This is a genomic window from Bradyrhizobium erythrophlei (assembly GCF_042430365.1).
In the GTDB taxonomy this organism is placed as follows: Bacteria; Pseudomonadota; Alphaproteobacteria; order Rhizobiales; family Xanthobacteraceae; genus Bradyrhizobium; species Bradyrhizobium erythrophlei.
In genome coordinates, this window is sequence record NZ_JBHMET010000044.1 from 1 (window position 1) to 17,855 (window position 17,855).

The 17,855-nt window shown below is 64.2% G+C and carries 18 protein-coding genes, 1 tRNA gene and 1 pseudogene; 6 read left to right on the forward strand and 14 right to left on the reverse strand.

Annotation, left to right across the window (positions count from 1 at the left end):
- Nucleotides 1-59: 59 nt before the first annotated feature.
- A pseudogene (locus tag ACFFWD_RS07030) lies at nucleotides 60-185 on the reverse strand (DUF2285 domain-containing protein); the annotation flags it as partial.
- 162 nt (nucleotides 186-347) lie between these two features.
- Here ACFFWD_RS07030 and ACFFWD_RS07035 point away from each other — a divergent pair.
- The gene (locus tag ACFFWD_RS07035) at nucleotides 348-557 is read left to right on the forward strand and encodes a helix-turn-helix domain-containing protein (protein ID WP_376962833.1); all 210 of its coding nucleotides are present in this window, start codon (nucleotides 348-350) and stop codon (nucleotides 555-557) included.
- A 13-nt stretch (nucleotides 558-570) separates the two neighbouring features.
- Here the strand turns inward: ACFFWD_RS07035 and ACFFWD_RS07040 are convergent, their stop codons facing one another.
- From ACFFWD_RS07040 to ACFFWD_RS07055, 4 genes are all read right to left on the reverse strand, one after another.
- Entirely contained in the window at nucleotides 571-747 is a 177-nt protein-coding gene (locus tag ACFFWD_RS07040; protein ID WP_376962834.1) for a hypothetical protein, read from the reverse strand.
- Nucleotides 744-1,043, reverse strand: a complete 300-nt coding sequence (locus ACFFWD_RS07045; RefSeq protein ID WP_376962836.1) for a hypothetical protein — start codon at nucleotides 1,041-1,043, stop codon at nucleotides 744-746. The genes ACFFWD_RS07040 and ACFFWD_RS07045 overlap by 4 nt, the downstream gene beginning before the upstream one ends.
- Nucleotides 1,044-1,103: 60 nt before the next feature.
- Nucleotides 1,104-1,313 carry a hypothetical protein gene (locus tag ACFFWD_RS07050; protein ID WP_376962838.1) on the reverse strand — a complete coding sequence of 70 codons (210 nt, stop codon included), beginning with the start codon at nucleotides 1,311-1,313 and terminating at the stop codon, nucleotides 1,104-1,106.
- Between the two features lie 226 nt (nucleotides 1,314-1,539).
- Nucleotides 1,540-1,614: transfer RNA gene (locus ACFFWD_RS07055), tRNA-Glu, on the reverse strand.
- Nucleotides 1,615-2,147: 533 nt separating this feature from the next.
- Between ACFFWD_RS07055 and ACFFWD_RS07060 the strand changes: the two genes are divergently transcribed.
- Together ACFFWD_RS07060 and ACFFWD_RS07065 are read left to right on the forward strand one after the other, a co-directional pair.
- Complete coding sequence (locus ACFFWD_RS07060; protein ID WP_376962840.1) at nucleotides 2,148-2,600, forward strand: (2Fe-2S)-binding protein; 453 nt, start codon at nucleotides 2,148-2,150, stop codon at nucleotides 2,598-2,600.
- Between the two features lies 1 nt (nucleotide 2,601).
- Entirely contained in the window at nucleotides 2,602-4,917 is a 2,316-nt protein-coding gene (locus ACFFWD_RS07065; protein ID WP_376962842.1) for a xanthine dehydrogenase family protein molybdopterin-binding subunit, read from the forward strand.
- 220 nt (nucleotides 4,918-5,137) lie between these two features.
- On the opposite strand, the gene ACFFWD_RS07070 is transcribed toward ACFFWD_RS07065, so the two are convergent.
- From ACFFWD_RS07070 to ACFFWD_RS07080, 3 genes are all read right to left on the reverse strand, one after another.
- A complete protein-coding gene (locus ACFFWD_RS07070; protein ID WP_376962844.1) occupies nucleotides 5,138-6,865 on the reverse strand; it encodes a methanol/ethanol family PQQ-dependent dehydrogenase in 1,728 nt (575 codons plus the stop codon).
- Between the two features lie 67 nt (nucleotides 6,866-6,932).
- Complete coding sequence (locus ACFFWD_RS07075) at nucleotides 6,933-7,580, reverse strand: QcrA and Rieske domain-containing protein (protein WP_376962846.1); 648 nt, start codon at nucleotides 7,578-7,580, stop codon at nucleotides 6,933-6,935.
- Between the two features lie 128 nt (nucleotides 7,581-7,708).
- Nucleotides 7,709-8,044, reverse strand: coding sequence for a hypothetical protein (locus ACFFWD_RS07080; RefSeq protein ID WP_376962848.1), 336 nt, complete (start codon nucleotides 8,042-8,044; stop codon nucleotides 7,709-7,711).
- Nucleotides 8,045-8,091: 47 nt separating this feature from the next.
- Between ACFFWD_RS07080 and ACFFWD_RS07085 the strand changes: the two genes are divergently transcribed.
- Nucleotides 8,092-9,072 (forward strand): RluA family pseudouridine synthase, encoded by a 981-nt coding sequence (locus ACFFWD_RS07085; protein WP_376962866.1) that lies wholly within the window; start codon nucleotides 8,092-8,094, stop codon nucleotides 9,070-9,072.
- A 215-nt stretch (nucleotides 9,073-9,287) separates the two neighbouring features.
- Complete coding sequence (rpoH, locus tag ACFFWD_RS07090) at nucleotides 9,288-10,184, forward strand: RNA polymerase sigma factor RpoH (RefSeq protein WP_376962850.1); 897 nt, start codon at nucleotides 9,288-9,290, stop codon at nucleotides 10,182-10,184.
- A 188-nt stretch (nucleotides 10,185-10,372) separates the two neighbouring features.
- Here rpoH and ACFFWD_RS07095 read toward each other — a convergent pair whose 3' ends face one another.
- The 4 genes from ACFFWD_RS07095 to ACFFWD_RS07110 form a co-directional block, all read right to left on the reverse strand.
- Nucleotides 10,373-10,993: a peptidoglycan recognition protein family protein gene (locus tag ACFFWD_RS07095; RefSeq protein ID WP_376962852.1), complete on the reverse strand. Its 621-nt coding sequence runs from the start codon at nucleotides 10,991-10,993 to the stop codon at nucleotides 10,373-10,375.
- A 36-nt stretch (nucleotides 10,994-11,029) separates the two neighbouring features.
- On the reverse strand, nucleotides 11,030-12,250 hold the full coding sequence (locus ACFFWD_RS07100) for a GGDEF domain-containing protein (protein WP_376962854.1): 1,221 nt from the start codon (nucleotides 12,248-12,250) through the stop codon (nucleotides 11,030-11,032).
- Nucleotides 12,251-12,888: 638 nt separating this feature from the next.
- A complete protein-coding gene (locus ACFFWD_RS07105; RefSeq protein ID WP_376962856.1) occupies nucleotides 12,889-13,500 on the reverse strand; it encodes a LysE family translocator in 612 nt (203 codons plus the stop codon).
- A gap of 131 nt (nucleotides 13,501-13,631) precedes the next feature.
- Nucleotides 13,632-14,051 carry a response regulator gene (locus ACFFWD_RS07110; protein WP_376962858.1) on the reverse strand — a complete coding sequence of 140 codons (420 nt, stop codon included), beginning with the start codon at nucleotides 14,049-14,051 and terminating at the stop codon, nucleotides 13,632-13,634.
- Between the two features lie 162 nt (nucleotides 14,052-14,213).
- On the opposite strand from ACFFWD_RS07110, the gene ACFFWD_RS07115 reads away from it, so the two are divergent.
- Complete coding sequence (locus ACFFWD_RS07115; RefSeq protein WP_376962860.1) at nucleotides 14,214-15,068, forward strand: SDR family NAD(P)-dependent oxidoreductase; 855 nt, start codon at nucleotides 14,214-14,216, stop codon at nucleotides 15,066-15,068.
- Nucleotides 15,069-15,789: 721 nt separating this feature from the next.
- On the opposite strand, the gene ACFFWD_RS07120 is transcribed toward ACFFWD_RS07115, so the two are convergent.
- Together ACFFWD_RS07120 and ACFFWD_RS07125 are read right to left on the reverse strand one after the other, a co-directional pair.
- Nucleotides 15,790-16,644, reverse strand: a complete 855-nt coding sequence (locus ACFFWD_RS07120; protein WP_376962862.1) for an FRG domain-containing protein — start codon at nucleotides 16,642-16,644, stop codon at nucleotides 15,790-15,792.
- Nucleotides 16,645-16,788: 144 nt separating this feature from the next.
- Complete coding sequence (locus tag ACFFWD_RS07125) at nucleotides 16,789-17,595, reverse strand: lytic murein transglycosylase (protein WP_376962864.1); 807 nt, start codon at nucleotides 17,593-17,595, stop codon at nucleotides 16,789-16,791.
- Nucleotides 17,596-17,855 lie beyond the last annotated feature (260 nt).

The following is a 17,855-nucleotide window of genomic DNA, read 5'->3' on the forward strand; positions in this document are numbered from 1 at the left end:
GCCCGCTGTCAGGCAGAAATTCCACTTATCGTCCTGTGCAGAATTCCGCGACCAGCTCTGGCGCCCTCACCTTCGGCCTGGAGCAGGCGCATATACGTGACGACATGCTGTTGGTCATAGGACGTAATCGTCGGACCACTCGGCGCAGCGTCGGCGACGTCAGGGTCAAGCGGGGGTTTTGACATCGGCGGCTAATGCTCCCTTGAGCAATTTATCGTTTCTGGCTGAACTTTTCGAACGCCGTTTCATGAGGGGGCGCACAGGCGCGGACATTTATTTAGAAGCATTGCGCTCGTAGGGACTATAATCCCTAGAGACTATATACCCGATAAGGCCCCATCCTGCCAATGCAGGATTGGCGCGCCATATTTGGAAAAAACGTCCGCCGAGTGCGCCGTCTGCGTGGGCTGACGCAGGAGGCGCTGGCCTTTGAGGCCGAGATTGACTTGACCTATGTCGGGGGTATTGAGCGCGGCAAGCGAAACCCCAGCCTTTTGGTTATGGCCCGAATTGCTGAAGCACTTTCTGTGCCGCTGTCGAAGCTTCTAACCGAGTGAGCGCCCAGTAGCCTCACCCAAGCGGACCGGCCGGCATCACGCTGATTTCCACCCGGCACAATCTGGCTTTGAACACAGTCAAATTCGCCTCATCGAACCATTTCTCTGCGGCGTCCTGGTTGGCGAACACCTTGATGTGCTCTTTGTCGCCGACCTGCTTGCTGGTGTTGACATAGACGAAGACGGTCATTGGTCTCTCTTCGGCTTGCGTCTGCCCCAATGCGGGTCTTTGCGGTTCGGATTAAACTCGCGAACCTTATGCCGGTTCAGCGCCTGCATGAACCCGATCCGGGCCAGCATGGTCGGGCGGTTGCGCTCGACGGCCAGCATCAGCTCCGAGATGGCCGCTTGCCATTCGGGCGCTGCGGATTCCTTCTTGGGCAGCTCGGTGATGTAGGTCGCCGCGTCGTGAAGCGTCACGAGCACGCGCCCGTCCGGCAACTCGATTGGGTCATCAAACTTGCGCCGCCATCCCTTCTGGACCATGCCGGCATGGTGCTCGCAACCGAAGCACCGTTCACGACCGGAGAACTACGGAAGAGCGCCTCATGCGTCTGAGAGCACCCGATACCCCATGCCGCCGATGGGTCCCCTGATGCCCCAGTTAAAATTCAGGCGGACGTCGGCGCCGCGCTTGCCGCAGGCGGTGCAGACGAAGCGCGGCCCAATGTCGGAGAGCCGCAGATCATCGCTCCACTGGTCGGCCATGAGCGTGACAGAATTGCTGCAGTGATAGTCGGTGCAATAGACCAGCACGCCACGTACGCGTGGGCGCCGGACTACCTCGCATCGCGGTGTGCACAAGTCGGGCGCGCGACAGTTCTTTTCAACGAAGGTGATGCCGGGACAAACGGGTCCCATCTACGGCCCGTGGGGTCCCTTTTGGCCGCGCTGGCAAGTCGATTTTTGGTTTCTTTTCTTAAACGGGCGGCCGCCGCCACCGGGGAAAAATCCCTTTTAGTTCAATGCTAAATTTTGGGAATGGCGCTCCCTAGGGGAATCGAACCCCTGTTTCAGCCTTGAGAGGGCCGCGTCCTAACCGCTAGACGAAGGGAGCGTTGAGAGGCAAGGCAATAGCCTTGAAATCCGCCCACCGCAAGATGGCTTGTGCATTGCGGTGGGGTTTTGTCGCCCATGCTTTACGGCCCGTTGGGGGCCGATTTGCCATACGGAGCCCCTGCGGCCGGGCCGGCCGAGCGGCGGCCTTGTGCCCGAGGCACAGCCCCATGCCCATGCCTACACGATGAGCAGCCGCTTCAACCTTGCGGCGCATTTCGTTCCCGCCACATCTCGCAGAGCCATCGCCGAAGGCCCTGCTTTTGACAAACGGCGAATGCAGAACACCGCGCTGTGAAGTCACCTCCGCCTCGGCGTCTGATAGCATCCGCGGCATTCACCATCCGCGCCCGCTGAGGCCACAAGGGAAAGGAGTGCTTGGAACAAGCAAACCCTTGGCGCGCAGACATTGGCGCACCGCATTCGGCGCACGACAATCTTGGCAAACAAAAATCGAAGCGGCCGTGGGCGACTGGAAATGTGTTCCGTCCTCTGCCGCGCCGGTCAACAGCTTAAGCAGAGCGAGGGAAGACCATGATCAAGATAAAAATCAACGGCCAGGAACGGACTTGGGACGGCGACCCGGATCTTTCGCTGCTCTGGTATCTCCGTGACGAAGCGGGACTGACGGGCACCAAATTCGGCTGCGGCCAGGCGCTGTGCGGCGCTTGCACCGTGATCATCGACAAGCAGGCGGTGCGCGCCTGCATCACCTCGGTCTCCGACGTCGGCGGCCGCGAGGTTACCACCATCGAGGGCCTGCATCCGACCGGCGACCATCCGGTGCAGAAGGCATGGCGCCAGATGAACGTGCCGCAATGCGGCTATTGCCAGGTCGGCCAGATCATGCAGGCGGCTGCGCTGTTGAATGAAAACCCGAAGCCCTCGCATGAGCAGATCCGCGAGGCGATGTCGGGCAACATCTGCCGCTGCGGCTGCTACCAGCGCATCGAGAATGCCGTTCACCTCGCATCGACGGGGGTGTGACATGAACATCCTGACCAACCCCAGCAAGCTTCGTGGCTTTGAGAAAGAGATCAAGGTCGAGAATGTCTCGCGGCGGAGCATCCTGAAGGGGCTCGGCATTGCCGGCAGCTTCGTGCTCGCCGCGCCCGTGATGTCGCGCCAGGCTTTCGCCTACGAGACCGGCGCCGGCAAGATGCCGCACAGCGTCGTGGTCGATCCGCGCGTGTTCGTCGCGATCGCGCCGGACGGCGTCGTCACCATCCTGGCGCACCGCTCGGAGATGGGAACCGGCGTCCGTACCAGCCTGCCGCTGATCGTCGCCGAGGAAATGGAGGCCGACTGGTCGCGCGTCCGCGTCCAGCAGGCGCATGGCGACGAGGTCAAGTTCGGCAACCAGGACACCGACGGCTCGCGCAGCACGCGGCACTATCTGATCCCGATGCGCCAGATCGGCGCCTCGGCGCGCGCGATGCTGGAGGCAGCCGCGGCCAAGAAATGGGGCGTGCCGGCGAGCGAGGTCAAGGCGCAGAACCACGAGGTCGTCCACAGCGCGAGCGGACGCAAGATCGGCTTCGGCGATCTCGCCGCCGACGCCGCCAAGGAACCGGTGCCTGATATCAAGGGCCTGAAGCTGAAGGACCCGAAGGACTTCCGCTACCTCGGCAAGGGCCAGGTCAGCATCGTCGACCTTCACGACATCACGACCGGCAAGGCGCATTACGGCGCCGATAGCCGCCTGCCCGGCATGAAATACGCCGTCATCGCCCGTCCGCCCGTCACCGGCGGCAAGGTGGTGTCGTTCGACGGCAGCGCAGCGATGAAGGTGCCCGGCGTCGAGAAGGTGATGGAGGTCAAGGGCTGGCCGTGGCCGTCAAAATTCCAGCCGCTCGGCGGCGTGGCCGTGATCGCGCGCAACACCGGCGCGGCGATCAAGGGGCGCGATGCGCTGAAGGTGGTCTGGGACGATGGCGCCAACGGCAAGTATGACTCGGTCGCCTATCGTGCCTCGCTCGAGGAAGCCGCGCGAAAACCCGGCCTCATCGTGCGCAAGGAAGGCGATGTCGAGGCGGCCTTGAAGAGCGCCGACAAGGTCATAACAGGCGAGTACTACCTGCCGCATCTCGCCCATGTCAGCATGGAGCCGCCGGTCGCGGTCGCCGACGTCAAGGGCGACAAATGCGAGATCTGGGCACCGGTGCAGAGCCCGGGCGGCACCCGCGAGGACGTCGCCAAGACGCTCGGCATCTCCGAGGACAATGTCACCGTCAACGTCACGCTGCTCGGCGGCGGCTTCGGACGCAAATCGAAATGCGATTTCGCGCTCGAGGCGGCGCTTCTGTCGAAGGAGCTCGGCGCCCCGGTAAAGGTGCAGTGGACCCGCGAGGACGACGTCCGCCACGACTTCCTGCACACGGTCTCGGTGGAGCGGATCGAGGCCGGCCTCGACAAGAGCGGCAAGGTGATCGCCTGGCGGCACCGCAGCGTGGCGCCGACCATCGCCTCGACCTTCGCCGCCGGCGCCAATCACGAGGCGCCGTTCGAGCTCGGCATGGGACTGATCGACAATCCGTTCGAGATCGCCAATCTGCAATGCGAGAATCCGGAGGCCGCGGCCTTCACCCGCATCGGCTGGTTCCGCTCGGTCTCGAACATCCCACGCGCCTTCGCGGTGCAGTCGATGGTGGCGGAGATCGCGCATGCGACGAACCGCGACCAGAAGGACATGCTGCTGGAATTGATCGGTAGCCCGCGGATCGTCAACCTGTCCTCGGTGAAGGATCCCTGGAACTATGGCGAGCCCTTTGACAGCTATCCGATCGACACCGCGCGGCTGCGCAAGGTGGTCGAGCTGGTGGCCGACAAGGGCGGCTGGGGTCGCTCCGTGCCGAAGGGCCACGGCCGCGGCATTGCCGTGCACCGCAGCTTCGTCAGCTACATCGCGACCATTGTCGAGGTCGCGGTCGGCGACAAGGGCCAGCTCACGGTGCCGCGCGTCGACACCGCGATCGATTGCGGCACCTATGTCAATCCGGAGCGGATCCAGTCGCAGCTCGAAGGCGCTGCGATCATGGGGTTGAGCCTCGCCAAATACGGCGAGATCAGCTTCAAGGACGGCAAGGTCGAGCAGGGCAATTTCGACGACTTCCCGGTGGTCCGGATCGACGAAGCGCCCGCCCTGACCAACGTCTACATCGTGCCCCCGGGTGCGGATACGCCGCCGAGCGGCGTTGGCGAACCCGGCGTGCCGCCGTTCGCTCCGGCCTTGATCAACGCGATCTTTGCCGCCACCGGAAAGCGGATCCGCAGCCTGCCGATCGGCAGGCAGTTGCAGACCTGACATTTTCGACGCTCGCGGCATCCCGCGTCGCGAGCGTCTTTCCTCCACGACGACAAACAGAAAGCGGCGGACCGATGGTCCGCCGCTTTGCCGTCGCGCCGCTGCCATAGCGTTTTCGAGCGAAGCGGATGCCGGTTCGCGTGAAGAAAACGCGTCAATACAAGAATCTGGAGCTTCGGTTCTGATTCAATCAGAACCGAAGCTCCACCCCGTGTCGCCGCTACTTCTTGACGGCGAAGACCCAGACAACGCCGCCTTGCGGGACGTTGTTCTCGAAGCCCGGAACCTTGCCCGCCAACGCATCCTGGATGCGCTGCGCGTCGACGCCCCAGCCCGACTGGATCGCAATATATTGCGTGCCGTCGACCTCGTAGGAAATCGGTATGCCCATGATGCCGGAGTTGGTCTTCTGCTCCCACAAGAGCTCGCCGGTCTTGGCGTGGAAGGCGCGGAAGTTGCGATCATTGGTGCCGCCGGCGAAGACGAGATCACCGGCGGTCGCGGTCACCGAGCCGAACAGCTGCGATGTCTTGAAGGTGTGAGCCCAGACCTTCTTGCCGGTGGCCGGATCCCACGCTTGCAGTTCGCCGAAATGCGTGGCGCCGGGAGCCGGCGTCAGCCCGATGTCCTCGGGCTTGGTGCCGAGCCAGAGCTGGCCGGGAACCAGCGGCGTCTTCTCGCCGGTGAAGCCGCCACAGAAATTCTCGTTGGCGGGAACGTAGACGAGCTTGGTGTTCTGGCTGTAGGCCGCCGACGGCCAGTCCTTGCCGCCCCACAATGACGGACAGAACTCGACCCGCTTGCCGATCACCGGCTTGTGCTCGGGATCGACGACCGGCCGGCCGGTCTCGGCCTCGATGCCCTTCCAGACATTGGTCTTCACGAACGGCCAGCCGGAGACATAGTTGATCTTGTCCGGCTTGTTCTCCAGCACCCAGAAGATCGCGTCGCGTCCGGGGTGCACGAGGCTCTTGAACGAGCGCCCGTCGCGCTGCATGTCGATCAACATCGGCGCATCGACCTCGTCCCAGTCCCAGGAATCGTTCTGGTGGTACTGGAAGTGCGTCTTGATCTTGCCCGTTTCGGGATCGAGCCCGATCACCGAGCTGGTGTAGAGGTTGTCGCCGGCGTGAGCTGAGCCCGGCCACGGCGCAGCGTTGCCGACGCCCCAGAGGATCGTTTTGGTGTCCTTGTCGTAATTGCCGGTCATCCACGCCGATCCCCCGCCCGACTTCCAGTCGTCGCCGCTCCAGGTGTCGTGGCCCGGCTCGCCTTCGCCTGGAATGGTGAAGGTGCGCCACAGCTCCTTGCCGCTGTTGGCGTCGTAGGCGACGACATAGCCGCGCACGCCGAACTCGCCGCCGGAACCGCCGACGATCACCTTGCCGTCGACCACAAGCGGCATCAGCGTCAGATACTGGCCCTTCTTGTAGTCCTGCACCTTGGTGTCCCAGACCACCTTGCCGGTCTTGGCGTCGAGCGCAACGACGTGGTCGTCGGTGGTGGCGAGATAGAGCTTGTCCTGCCACAGGCCGACGCCGCGGCTGGTCGGGTGCAACTGGAACAGGTCGTCGGGAAGCTGCCGCTTGTAGCGCCAGTATTCATCGCCGGTCTTGGCATTGAGCGCGATCACCTGTCCCATCGGAGTGGCGACGAACATCACGCCGTTGTTGACGATCGGCGGCGCCTCATGGCCTTCGATCACGCCGGTGGAGAAGGTCCACACCGGAGTAAGGTTCTTGACGTTGGAGGTGTTGATCTGGTCGAGCGGACTGTACCCCTGTCCGTCGTAGGTCCGGCGATAGAGCATCCAGTTGCCGGCTTCGGGATTTTCAAGACGCGCCGATGTCACCGGGCTGTAATTCTCGATCGGCCCTGCGGTGGCCGCCGCCGACACCAGACACGTGAACGTGACACAGCTCGACAAAAGAAACTGCTTCCTGGTCATGAGACGCTACCTCCCTGCTATGTTTGTTTTTTCAGTTCTAGGTCGTGCAGAAATCCCTTTTGCGGCCTCACCCTCCTGGCTGGGCACCCACCTTTCCAACGAACGTTGCTGCAACCGATATCGCGCCGTCGGCGATCGTAAGCGGCAAGACCGCGAGGCGCCGCGGCGCCGGGCCAAATACAACCTGCGCACTCTGCCGCGGGTCGAATTCGGAATTGTGGCACATGCATTTGAGGACGGTCTTGTCGCCCTGCTCCTGCTTCACCCAGGCGGTGATCGGGCATCCCGCATGCGTGCAGATCACGGAATAGGCGACGATGCCGTCAGGCGCACGCGCGCGCGTGTCGTCGTCGAGCTCATTCGGGTCGAGCCTGACGATGACGACCTCGTTCAGCCGCGAGCCGTTGCGGACGACGGACGTTTCCGGATCCTTCGGCCAGGCCCGCAGCGGCGGGCCGCCGAGCGGCAGATCATCGGGCTTGATGACCTCGCCCGCTTTGTCGCCCTCGGCACGAACCAGCTGATCGGATTTCTGCGGCCGCTCATTGCTGCCGGGCTGCTCGTCGTCGGCCGCGGCCGACTCGCTCGCCGCGAGGCAGGCGCAGCCCGCGAGCGCTGTCAGCAACAGCGCGCGCCGCGTCGGATCAGCGCTTGGAACCGCCGGTTTGGAGTCATCGATCCGTTCGATGGAAACGCTGAGGTTGGACTCCGACATGGCTCAAGCTGAACGTGCAACTCGGCCGAAAAGATGGCGGCAAACATTCTCGATGCGCGAACGCAGGTGCAAAAGAAACTTTGCACCTTTTGGTTGATCGACCGAGCGGGTTCGCGATCGCTTCGCCGTCAGGGCTCGCTGACGAAGGTCAGCTTGCCGACCGGTTTCAGCGTCTTTGCATCAAATGTGCGGATTTCAGTCGCGCCACCGATATCCAGCGTGATCACCAGCCGCTCGCCGGCGACGCCGGTCGAGACGATGCGGGCGCCCTTCGGCAGCGCAGCGGTGACGTCGGTTGCGGGTGCGGGGCTTCCCTCGCTGCGATAAAGGCGGTAGCCGATGGCAATCAACACGGCGGCCACCGCCAGTGCCGAGGTCAGGCCCGCGATCAGCATCATGCGACGCACCCGCGCGATCAGCGCGGCCTGCTCGGTGGTCGGTTCGGTCACGGCGGCGTCGGTCATCACAAGGCTCTTCTTTGGAACAGATCTCTTCGAATAACGGCCGGAAGCTGGAAGTCATCGTCGCGGGCGACGAGGGGTCGGCCCGGCTCGACCGCGTGCTCGCGCAGCACACCCCCGAACTATCGCGCTCCCGGCTGAAGGCGTTGATCCTCGCCGGTTCCGTGACCGTCAAGGGCGCCTCCGTCCGCGACCCCGCTTATCATGTCGCCAAAGGCGATACGATCACAATCGACGTGCCGGAGGCCGCTCCGGCCGAGCCCCAGGGCGAGGACATCGCGCTCGACATAGTGTTCGAGGACGACGACATCATCGTCATCGACAAGCCGAGGGGCCTGGTCGTCCATCCCGCCGCGGGCCATGCCACCGGCACGCTGGTCAACGCGCTGATCGCCCATTGCGGCTCCAGCCTGTCCGGGATCGGCGGCGTGAAGCGGCCCGGCATCGTGCACCGGCTCGACAAGGACACCACGGGGCTGATGGTCGTGGCCAAGAACGACCAGGCGCACCAGTCGCTGACCACGCAATTTGCCGATCACGGCCGCACCGGGCCGATGCAGCGCGGCTACATGGCCTTCGCCTGGGGCGTGCCGAACCGCCCGCACGGCACCATTGACGCGCCGATCGACCGTCACCCGCACGCCCGCGAGAAAATGGCGGTGCGCCAGGGCGGCCGCAAGGCGATCACCCATTTCGAGGTGCGGCAGAGCTTCGCCGGCCGCGACGGCAAGCCGGTGGCCTCGCTGCTCGCCTGCCAGCTCGAGACCGGACGCACCCATCAGATCCGGGTGCACCTCGCCCATCTCGGCCATCCGCTGCTGGGCGATGCCGTCTATGGCTCGCACTTCAAGACCAAGGCCGGTCATCTCGGGCCGGAAGCGCAAGCGGCACTGACCGCGCTCGACCGCCAGGCCCTGCATGCCTACCTGCTCGTTCTGGAACACCCAAGGACCGGGGAACTTTTACACTGGGAGGCGCCTCTGCCGGAGGATTTGCTTCTCCTGCAACGGGCGCTGGAAGCGGCGCTATGACGCACCCTCCAAAAAACCCGTGTCATGCCAACAGGTTATAGCTGGCACACGGGGACGTGACGTCAGTAATCCTTCCCTATTCGCCCCCATTTGGTGTATGTTGCACCTGCGTTGAATATCCAACGCGGAACATCGCAGCATGGCCGGCTTTAACACAGCGGCCACCTGCCGGGCCCGCCGCTATCGGGGGCCTGAACCACTGGAGGGCGCAAGTAATGGCCCGTACAGCTACGTTGCCGGTTCTCAATGGAGAATCCGGCCTGTCCCGATACCTCGCCGAGATCCGCAAGTTCCCCATGCTGGAGCCCCAGCAGGAGTACATGCTCGCCAAGCGTTGGCGCGAGCATGACGATCGCGACGCGGCGCATAAACTCGTCACCAGCCATCTCAGGCTCGTGGCCAAGATTGCCATGGGCTATCGCGGCTACGGTCTGCCGATCTCCGAGGTCGTCTCGGAGGGGAACGTCGGCCTGATGCAGGCGGTGAAGCGATTCGAGCCCGAGAAGGGCTTCCGGCTCGCCACCTACGCCATGTGGTGGATCAAGGCGTCAATACAAGAGTACATCCTGCGTTCCTGGTCGCTCGTGAAGATGGGCACCACCGCGAACCAGAAGAAGCTGTTCTTCAACCTGCGCAAGGCGAAGAGCAAGATCTCCGCGCTGGACGAGGGTGATCTCCACCCCGACCAGGTGAAGCTGATTGCCAAGCGCCTCGGCGTGACCGATCAGGACGTGGTCGACATGAATCGCCGCCTCGGTGGCGACGCGTCGCTCAACGCCCCGATCCGCGACGACGGCGAAGCCGGCGAATGGCAGGACTGGCTGGTCGACAACTCGCCCAACGCCGAAGCCCTGATGGCGGAAAGCGAGGAGTTCGATCATCGCCGGCAGGCGCTGAATGGCGCCATCGGCGTGCTCAACGCGCGCGAACGCCGCATCTTCGAGGCGCGGCGCCTGGCGGACGAGCCGATGACGCTGGAAGACCTCGCCGCCGAGTTCGGCGTGTCGCGCGAACGCGTGCGGCAGATCGAGGTCCGCGCGTTCGAGAAGGTGCAGTCGGCCGTGAAGGGCACGATTGCCCGTCAGGAAGCTGCTCTGGAAGCCGCGCACTAAGCTCGCGGCACCTCAAGGCAAACGAAAGCCGGCGGCGACGCCGGCTTTTTTGTTTTCTGGCCCTGTCAGTAATACGTCCGCAAATTCTCGGCGACGCTGTCGGGCTGGTTGAGATTGTCCCAGTCGTAGAGATCGCCGTAGAGCAGCGCGCTGGCCTGCGTCTTGTAGTCCGGCGACACGAACGGCGCCTACTCGCCCCAGTCCCGCGCCATCGTTGCGAGCGCACAGCCCTCGCAATAGCGGGCATCCTTGAAGTCGATCCAGTTGTGCGCATAGACCCGATCGCGCGGGATGGAATAGCGCGCGCGCAGCAGCTTCACCAGCACCCGCCACGCCGCGACCTGAGCATCGGTCGGGCCGCGTGTGACGTCGGGATAGTTGCCGGCGAACTCGACGCCGATGGAATTGTTGCCGATCACCTGGCGATAGGTCGGGCCATTGTCGATATACTTGTTGTCGTTGCGGTTGCCGCCATCGCCGTGGGTCGGCACCAGGTCGTCGCCAACCGCCCAATAGACCTTGCCGTCGGTCTCGACCCAGACCATGACGCCGCGCCGGGTCGGGTTCTTGTGCTGCTCCAGCGCGCCGCCGCTTGCCGAACCCGCCGGGCCTTCGGTCTGGTGCACGATGATGTTGCGCCAAGGACGGGCCTTCGCGACATCGCCCCAGGGCGACAGCCAGACCATCTTCAGGCCGGGAATCTCGGGCGTGCCCTGTGAGCGCGCGATGGCCGCGAGGTCGGGCGTCTCGGCGAAGGCTGTGGACGACAACGCCAGCGCGATCAGCGCGGCGAGCAGGCGAAGGGGCATTCGGGCAGATCCAATGTCGTCACTGGATAGCACGCTTCAGGCGCGCTTGCGCAGGGCCGCCTCGACCAGGTCGACCATGTCGGGCGCCAGCGCAGGCGCCGGCTCGTAGGTCGCAAAACCGTTCTTGCCGCCCTTCTTGGCGTCGTAGAGCGCGTGATCGGCGGCCGCGATCAGCCGGTCGGGATGCTGGCCTACCTCGCGGGTCCATTGCGCGACCCCGATCGAGACCGCGATCGGGATGTCCCTGCCGGTGCACTGCTCGGCATCGGCGCGGCATACCTCCAGCACGCGGCGGGCGATCATCGCGCCCTCGCGCAGCGTCGACGACGGCAGCACGATGCAGAACTCGTCGCCGCCGGTGCGGGCCAGCATGTCGCCGGGCCGGAGCCGCGTCTGCGCCATCAGGGTGAAGTGCTGCAGGCAGGCGTCGCCCGCAGCATGGCCGTGGGTGTCGTTGATGCCCTTGAAGCCGTCGAGATCGATGACGAGCAGCGCGAACGGCTCGCCCGAACGGTCGGAGCGCGCGCATTCCTCGGTGAGCCGCTGCACCAGATGGCGACGGTTGCCGACGCCGGTGAGGTCGTCGAGCAGCGCGAGGTCGGCGACCTCGTTGCGCAGGCGGTCCATCGCCATCAGCAGGAAGCCGAAATTGAGCGCCATCGACAGGAACACCAGCAGCAGGATCACGAGCGACTGACCTGCGCTGAACCGGATGAAGGAAATCTCCCCGGGCTGCACCAGGGCGCCGACGAGGCGCAGCACGTAGATGCCGATGATCAGGGCCGAGACGACGCCGGCAAGCCGGGCGCCCGGCGTGATGCGGCCGTTGTCGGGCGACAGCAAGAGTTTCAGCGCCAGCGCGATCGGCGCGACCTGCGCAAGCGTGTAGATCAGGATGCGCATCGGCATACTGTCATAGGCGAAGATGAAGACGCTCAGGCCGGCGAAGGTCAGGCCTGACAGCAGCACGGTGTCGCGCCAGAGCACGTTCTGGCCGTAGAAGCGCTTGACCCCCATCGCGGCGAGGCAGGCGGCGAACACCAGGAGGGTGCCCGCGACGAGCAGCGGCACCAGCGTGTCCACCATCACCGCGCGCAGCATCGCGCTCGACGCGCCGGCCGCGGCGGCGAAGGCCGAGCCGGTCCAGAACCGCGCCGCATCGAAAGCAGGGTAGCTGCGCGCCACATAGGCCCAGATCAGGCCCAGCGCGAGAAAGTTGATGACGAACACCGTCCAAAGCGTCGGAACGCTCAACATCGCCTTCGTCCGAGACCGTGTCGGCCTCGCCTCCCCTGTGATCGAACCACCCGCCCCCGGGCTTCCTCCGACGACAATCCCCGTTGTCTTACGGCACAAATTGCAGCCGCTCCGCTTAACGGACTCTCACCGCGACGCGGCAATCCATGCCGTGGTTTTAAATGGATGAAGAGCGGCACCATCCGCATTTGCGCAACGTTAAGTATGCCGCGCGCGGCGTGACGGATGGCGGTGCGCGCGGAGAATTTTTGCGAAAAGGTGCCGAATACCCATAACAACTGTGGATAACGTGATGACAGCGTCGTGACAGCCCACGGCAGCGACGCCCGAATCTGCTGAGTTTGTTATCGAGGATGTTGCGAGGCTGGCCCTCCGCCAAGCATGCCTCGGAGTCGCGTTCAATCCATTTAACCCTGAGAGGATACTATGGCTAAGAAAGCGAAGAAGGCGAAGAAGGCGAAGAAGGCCACCAAGAAGAAGAAGGCCAAGAAGTAGCTAGATCTCGCCCGGGTAGCGGCTCCTGCCCTGCCCGGGCACCCAGACCGAGACAAATGATTTCGAAAGCAGCGGGCACGATGCCCGCTTTTTTATTGCTCCCGTCTTCATTGACTCGCATCGCCGCCTAGATCGGCACGGCCTCAGCGCTCGGCAAAGGCGAGCTTGGCGCCGAGCGCAGCAAATCCCGCGGCAAAGCTCCGCCGCAGCCAGGCCATCACCTTCGGCCGCGTGATGACGCGATCGCGCACCGCGGCCGCAAACAGCCCGTAGGCGGCGAACACCGCGAACGTCATCGCCATGAATACCCCGCTCAGCTCGCCCATCCGCGCCAGCGGATGCGCCTCGTCGACGGCGATGAATTGCGGCAGGAAGGCCAGGAAGAAGATCGAGAGCTTTGGGTTGAGGATGTTGATCAGGACGGCGGTGACGATCACCCGCCTGCTCGAGCGCGGCTTGACCTCGGTGTCGACGGCGAGCGCACCTCGCTCGCGCAGCGCCTGCCAGGCCATATAGAGCAGATAGACGACGCCGCACCATTTCAGCACGGCGAACGCCACCGCGCTGGTGTGCAGGATCGCGGCAAGCCCGAGCATCGCTGCCATCATGTGCGGCACGATCCCGAGCGTGCAGCCGAAAGCGGCGGCGACGCTCGCCCGCGAGCCTCGCGTCAGCGCCACCGCGAGCGTGTAGAGCACGCCGGTGCCGGGGGATGCGACCACGATCAGCGAGGTCAAGAGGAAAGACAACGTCATTCGAATATTCCCCAGACCAGCAGCGGGACTAGCGGTGACATATGGCGGGACATCGGACGCAAATATCATGCCGCCTGCGCGGGCGGAAGCGGCGCACCGCCGCCACCCGTCCGCTCGCGCTGACAACTTCGTTATGAGACCCTGCGCGGACCGCGCCCGCCGTGTAGCGACGTGCCCTTCGCCTCCGCGACCATTTCGGCGACGCGGATCACGTCCAGCGGCGCCCAGGGCTTGGCCCAGAACATCGTGCCCGCGGGCAGCGACTGCCGCAGCGGCCTGCCCGAGGTGACGATGACGTCGAGCTCGGGGTTGTATTTCTTCGCGATGTGCGCGAGCTCAACGCCGGTCATCTGGCCGGCCAGCTCGACATCGGTCATCATCAACGCGACCCTGCCGCCACTGCCCTGCAGCACCAGTTCGGCCGCCTCCGCGCTCTCGCAGGCGATGACCTCGAAATCGCTCTCCTCCAGCAAGAGGCCGATCATCTCACGTTGCCGCGGATCGTCCTCGACCACCAGCGCCGTCGCACGATAGGGTCTTGATTGTCCCATAAGCATCCCTCCCTTGAACTGGCTGGCTCGGTTCAAAAAAGCTGACACAGGTGAAATGCCTAAAACCGCTTTATGGTTCGGTTCCAATTTGAGAAAAGCGGAGGAACTACCCCCTGCCCCGGGCGTCCGCCCGAAGCCCCCATCAGATGGAGCTGCCCCACAATGACTGCGATCCGAGGTTCCGCCGCCGCCGTGACCGGAGCCGCCAGCGGCATCGGCCGCGCGCTTGCACTCGAGCTTGCCGCGCGCGGCTGCGACCTGGCGCTCGCCGACCGCGACGAGGCCGGCCTCGCAGCGGTCGCGGCCGAGATCACCAAGGCGGGCCCGCGCAAGGTCACCGTGCACCGCGTCGATGTCGGGCAGCCCGCGGAGATCGAGGCGTTCGCGCGAGAGGCGGGCGCCGCCCATCCCGCCCTCAACATCGTCATCAACAACGCCGGCGTCGCCCTGCTCGGCCAGTTCAACGAGATCGAGCAGGCGCAGATGGAATGGCTGTTCAACATCAATTTCTGGGGCACGGTGCACGGCACCCGCGCCTTCCTGCCGCAATTGTCGCAGCAGCGCGAGGCGCACATCGTCAACATCTCCTCGATCTTCGGCATCGTCGCCCCGCCCGGCCAGAGCGCCTATTGCGCGGCGAAGTTCGCCGTGCGCGGCTTCTCCGAAAGCCTGCGCCACGAGCTCGCGATGACCGGCAGCCCGGTCAGGCTTTCGGTCGTGCATCCCGGCGGCGTCGCCACCAACATCGCGCGCAACTCCCGCACCGGCGCCGGCGTCACCGACAACGCCCGCCGCGCGCAATCGATCGAGCGCTTCGACGCGCTGGCCAAGACCACGCCGACCGCGGCTGCGCTGCGCATCATCGCCGGCATCGAGAAGAATGCGCCGCGCATCCTGATCGGCAACGACGCATGGTTCATGGATCTCCTGCAACGCTTCCGCCCGGCGACCTACTGGAAGGTGCTGCAGCGCCAGATCGAGAAGGCCTCGGCGAAGGTCGCCGAGGCGACGAAGTAACGCCTTACGCCCTGCCGCTTCTTGCCAGGCTGAAGTCGAGCGCACGATATTGCCAAGATGTCGTCCCTGCGAAAGGGACCCATAACCACGGGATTGAGTTGTTGAAGTGAGCTGTGGCCCCAGCATCGCTTAACAATGCAATCCTGTGGTTATGGGTCCCGGGTCAAGCCCGGGACGACAGTGAGTTTGCTGCGCCATCTGGATTCAAATAAATCGCAGATGTGAGTTCGCGTTCTCGCGACATGATTTGCCCGAGTCTTGCGTCTCGTTCCACCCTCTCATCGAACAGAGGGCGCAGGGAAAGCCGGGTGCCGATTGCACCCATGGGCCCTGTGCAACAAAAAGCACAGGGGTAGGACCACAGGTGAAACCGGAAAACACGCCGGCTTTCCCTGCGCGATGGTTTTACACTTCGTGCTCTCCCCGGCGAGACCGGGCTTTTTTGCCACCGTCATCCACGAGACGCGTTCGCGTCCCGGGAGTCGACACCAGCCACTGGGGCGTCAGGACCACACGACTTCACCGTCCGCCTCATGCGCGCTCGTCAGGCAAGCAATCGGCGGCCACCGCATCCCACACCACGTTCGTGACGATCGCGATCCGCCCCTCGTGTCGGGTGAGACGGGCGGATTCATAGACCGATTTCAATTTCAGAAAAACCGAAATATTTCTCTTGTGGGCTCTTGCGCCGTCGGGCAAATCAGTGCCAAGGGGAGCGCCTTCACCCGCCCACCTCTTTCTTCACCGCGAGCGCGAGCCGGTACAGCCGATCGCTCTTCTCCGACGGATAGAGCGCGTCCTTCGACACTTTCGGAAAATTGTCGTTCTTCCAGAACGACGCCGGGTTGAAGCAGAATTTCGCCACCAGCCTGCGGCCGAAATCCATCTCGTAATGGAAATAGAGCTCCTTCTGCTCATAGCCGGACATGTCCGGGTAGACGCCAAGCAGATAACCCTCCTGGATGTGCGGGCGCACCGCAGAAGGCGGGCAGACCGAGGACAGCCGCACGATCTGCAGGCCGGCCTCGGCGCTCGCGGTGACCGCGCCGCTCAGATTCGGCACGCCGAGCACGTAGACGAAGGCGAGGTCGGTCTCGGCCAATGACGCAAAGGATGCGGCGATCCGGATCGAGTGCGTGACGTCGAGCAGCGGCGTGGTGCAGACCTCGTAATGCTGCAGGATCGACCAGCGCAGGATGCGGTGGCGCTTGAGCCGATCGATGCCGAGAAAGCCTGATGCCCGGTAGTGCTCGACCAGCGCCTGCTCCGCGCGCGCCAGCAGCTCGAAGCGTTCGACCAGCGTCGCCCGGTTGGGGTTGCCGGCCTTCTTCGGGCGGAACAGCGTCGGCTTGAGCGAGCTGTTCCCCTGCGTGTTCCGGTAGTCGCCGCCCTGCCCGCGAAACAGCAGGACGTGGTTGCGGTTGCGGAACTGCAGCTCGGCGATCTTCGTGGCGAGCTCGAGATAGGAGCCGACGCGATGGCCGCGCCCGTTGCGGATCGCGGTGTTCTTCGCGACCGCGCACTCGTCCGTGCGATCGAGGAACGACCAGATCTTTTGGCTGCCGATGGTTTCCATCGCGTCACCCGATGGCACAAGCCGTCATTGCGAGCGAAGCGAAGCAATCCATCCCTCCGCGGGCGCATGGATTGCTTCGTCGCTTCAGCGCAAAATTGCTTTGCAATTTTGTCGCGAGCTCCTCGCAATGACGAGAATCCGCCGTCACCGCCCCACGAGCTGATCGGCAAAATACCCGATCGTCTTGCGATAGATCACAGCCCTGTTCCACTCGCGCATCGCCTCGAAATTCGCGCTGCCCTCGCCGTAGGGCGCGCCCATCTTGAAGCCGTTGGTGTGCAAGAGGTTTGCGGTCGAGGCCAGCACGTCGGGCACCGAATGGCGCAGGTCGACATGGCCGTTGCCGTCGAAATCGACGCCATACTTGATGTAGGACGACGGCAAAAATTGCGTCTGGCCGATCTCGCCGGCATAGGCGCCGATCATATCGTTGAGACGAAGATCGCCGCGCTGCACGATCTTGAGCGCGGCCAGCAATTCGCCCTGGAACAGGTCGGTGCGGCGACAATCATGCGCCAGCGTCGCGAGCACGCGAAACACCGGCAGCTTGCCCATGTCGCCCTTGCCGAAATCGGTCTCCAGCCCCCAGATCGCAACCAGGATCTGCCGCGGCACGCCGTACTTCGCCTCGATCTGCGACAGCAGCGCGGCATGCCGCTGCAGCATCGCCCGCCCGGCATTGATCCGTCCGGGCCCGACGCGCGTCGAGACATACTGCTCGAAGGTTTTTGTGAACGTGCCGCGCTGCCGCCGGTCGAACGCCAGCACACCGCCATCCTGCTGCACGCCGCCGAGCGCGGCCGAGATCACGTCCTGCGAGATGCCGGCGCTGGCCGCTTCCTGCGAAAAGCTCTGGATGAAGGTGTTGAAATTGCCGCCGCAGCGGGCGGCGTAGGAGGGGGTGGCTAACAGCAAGGCGCCGATCACAACCGCCAGACGACACCTGAGCATGCAAAATTCCCCCTGTTTCGCGCTAGCCGATCATGCCATGGCGGAAACAACACAGTCAAAGCGTCGACTCGCGGTACATCCGCCGCATCCTGCCGCTCAAGGTTAGCCCGCGCGTCCCCGACCGCTCGCGCCACTCCGGACGACAAAGATTCTGCTGCTAGCGGGACGCAATACCTCCGACACAAGCGAATTGTTGACAAGTCTAGCAGTCTGCTGAAAAACCCAGAAATTGAAGCATTGCTGTGTGTTTGGGCAGGTGG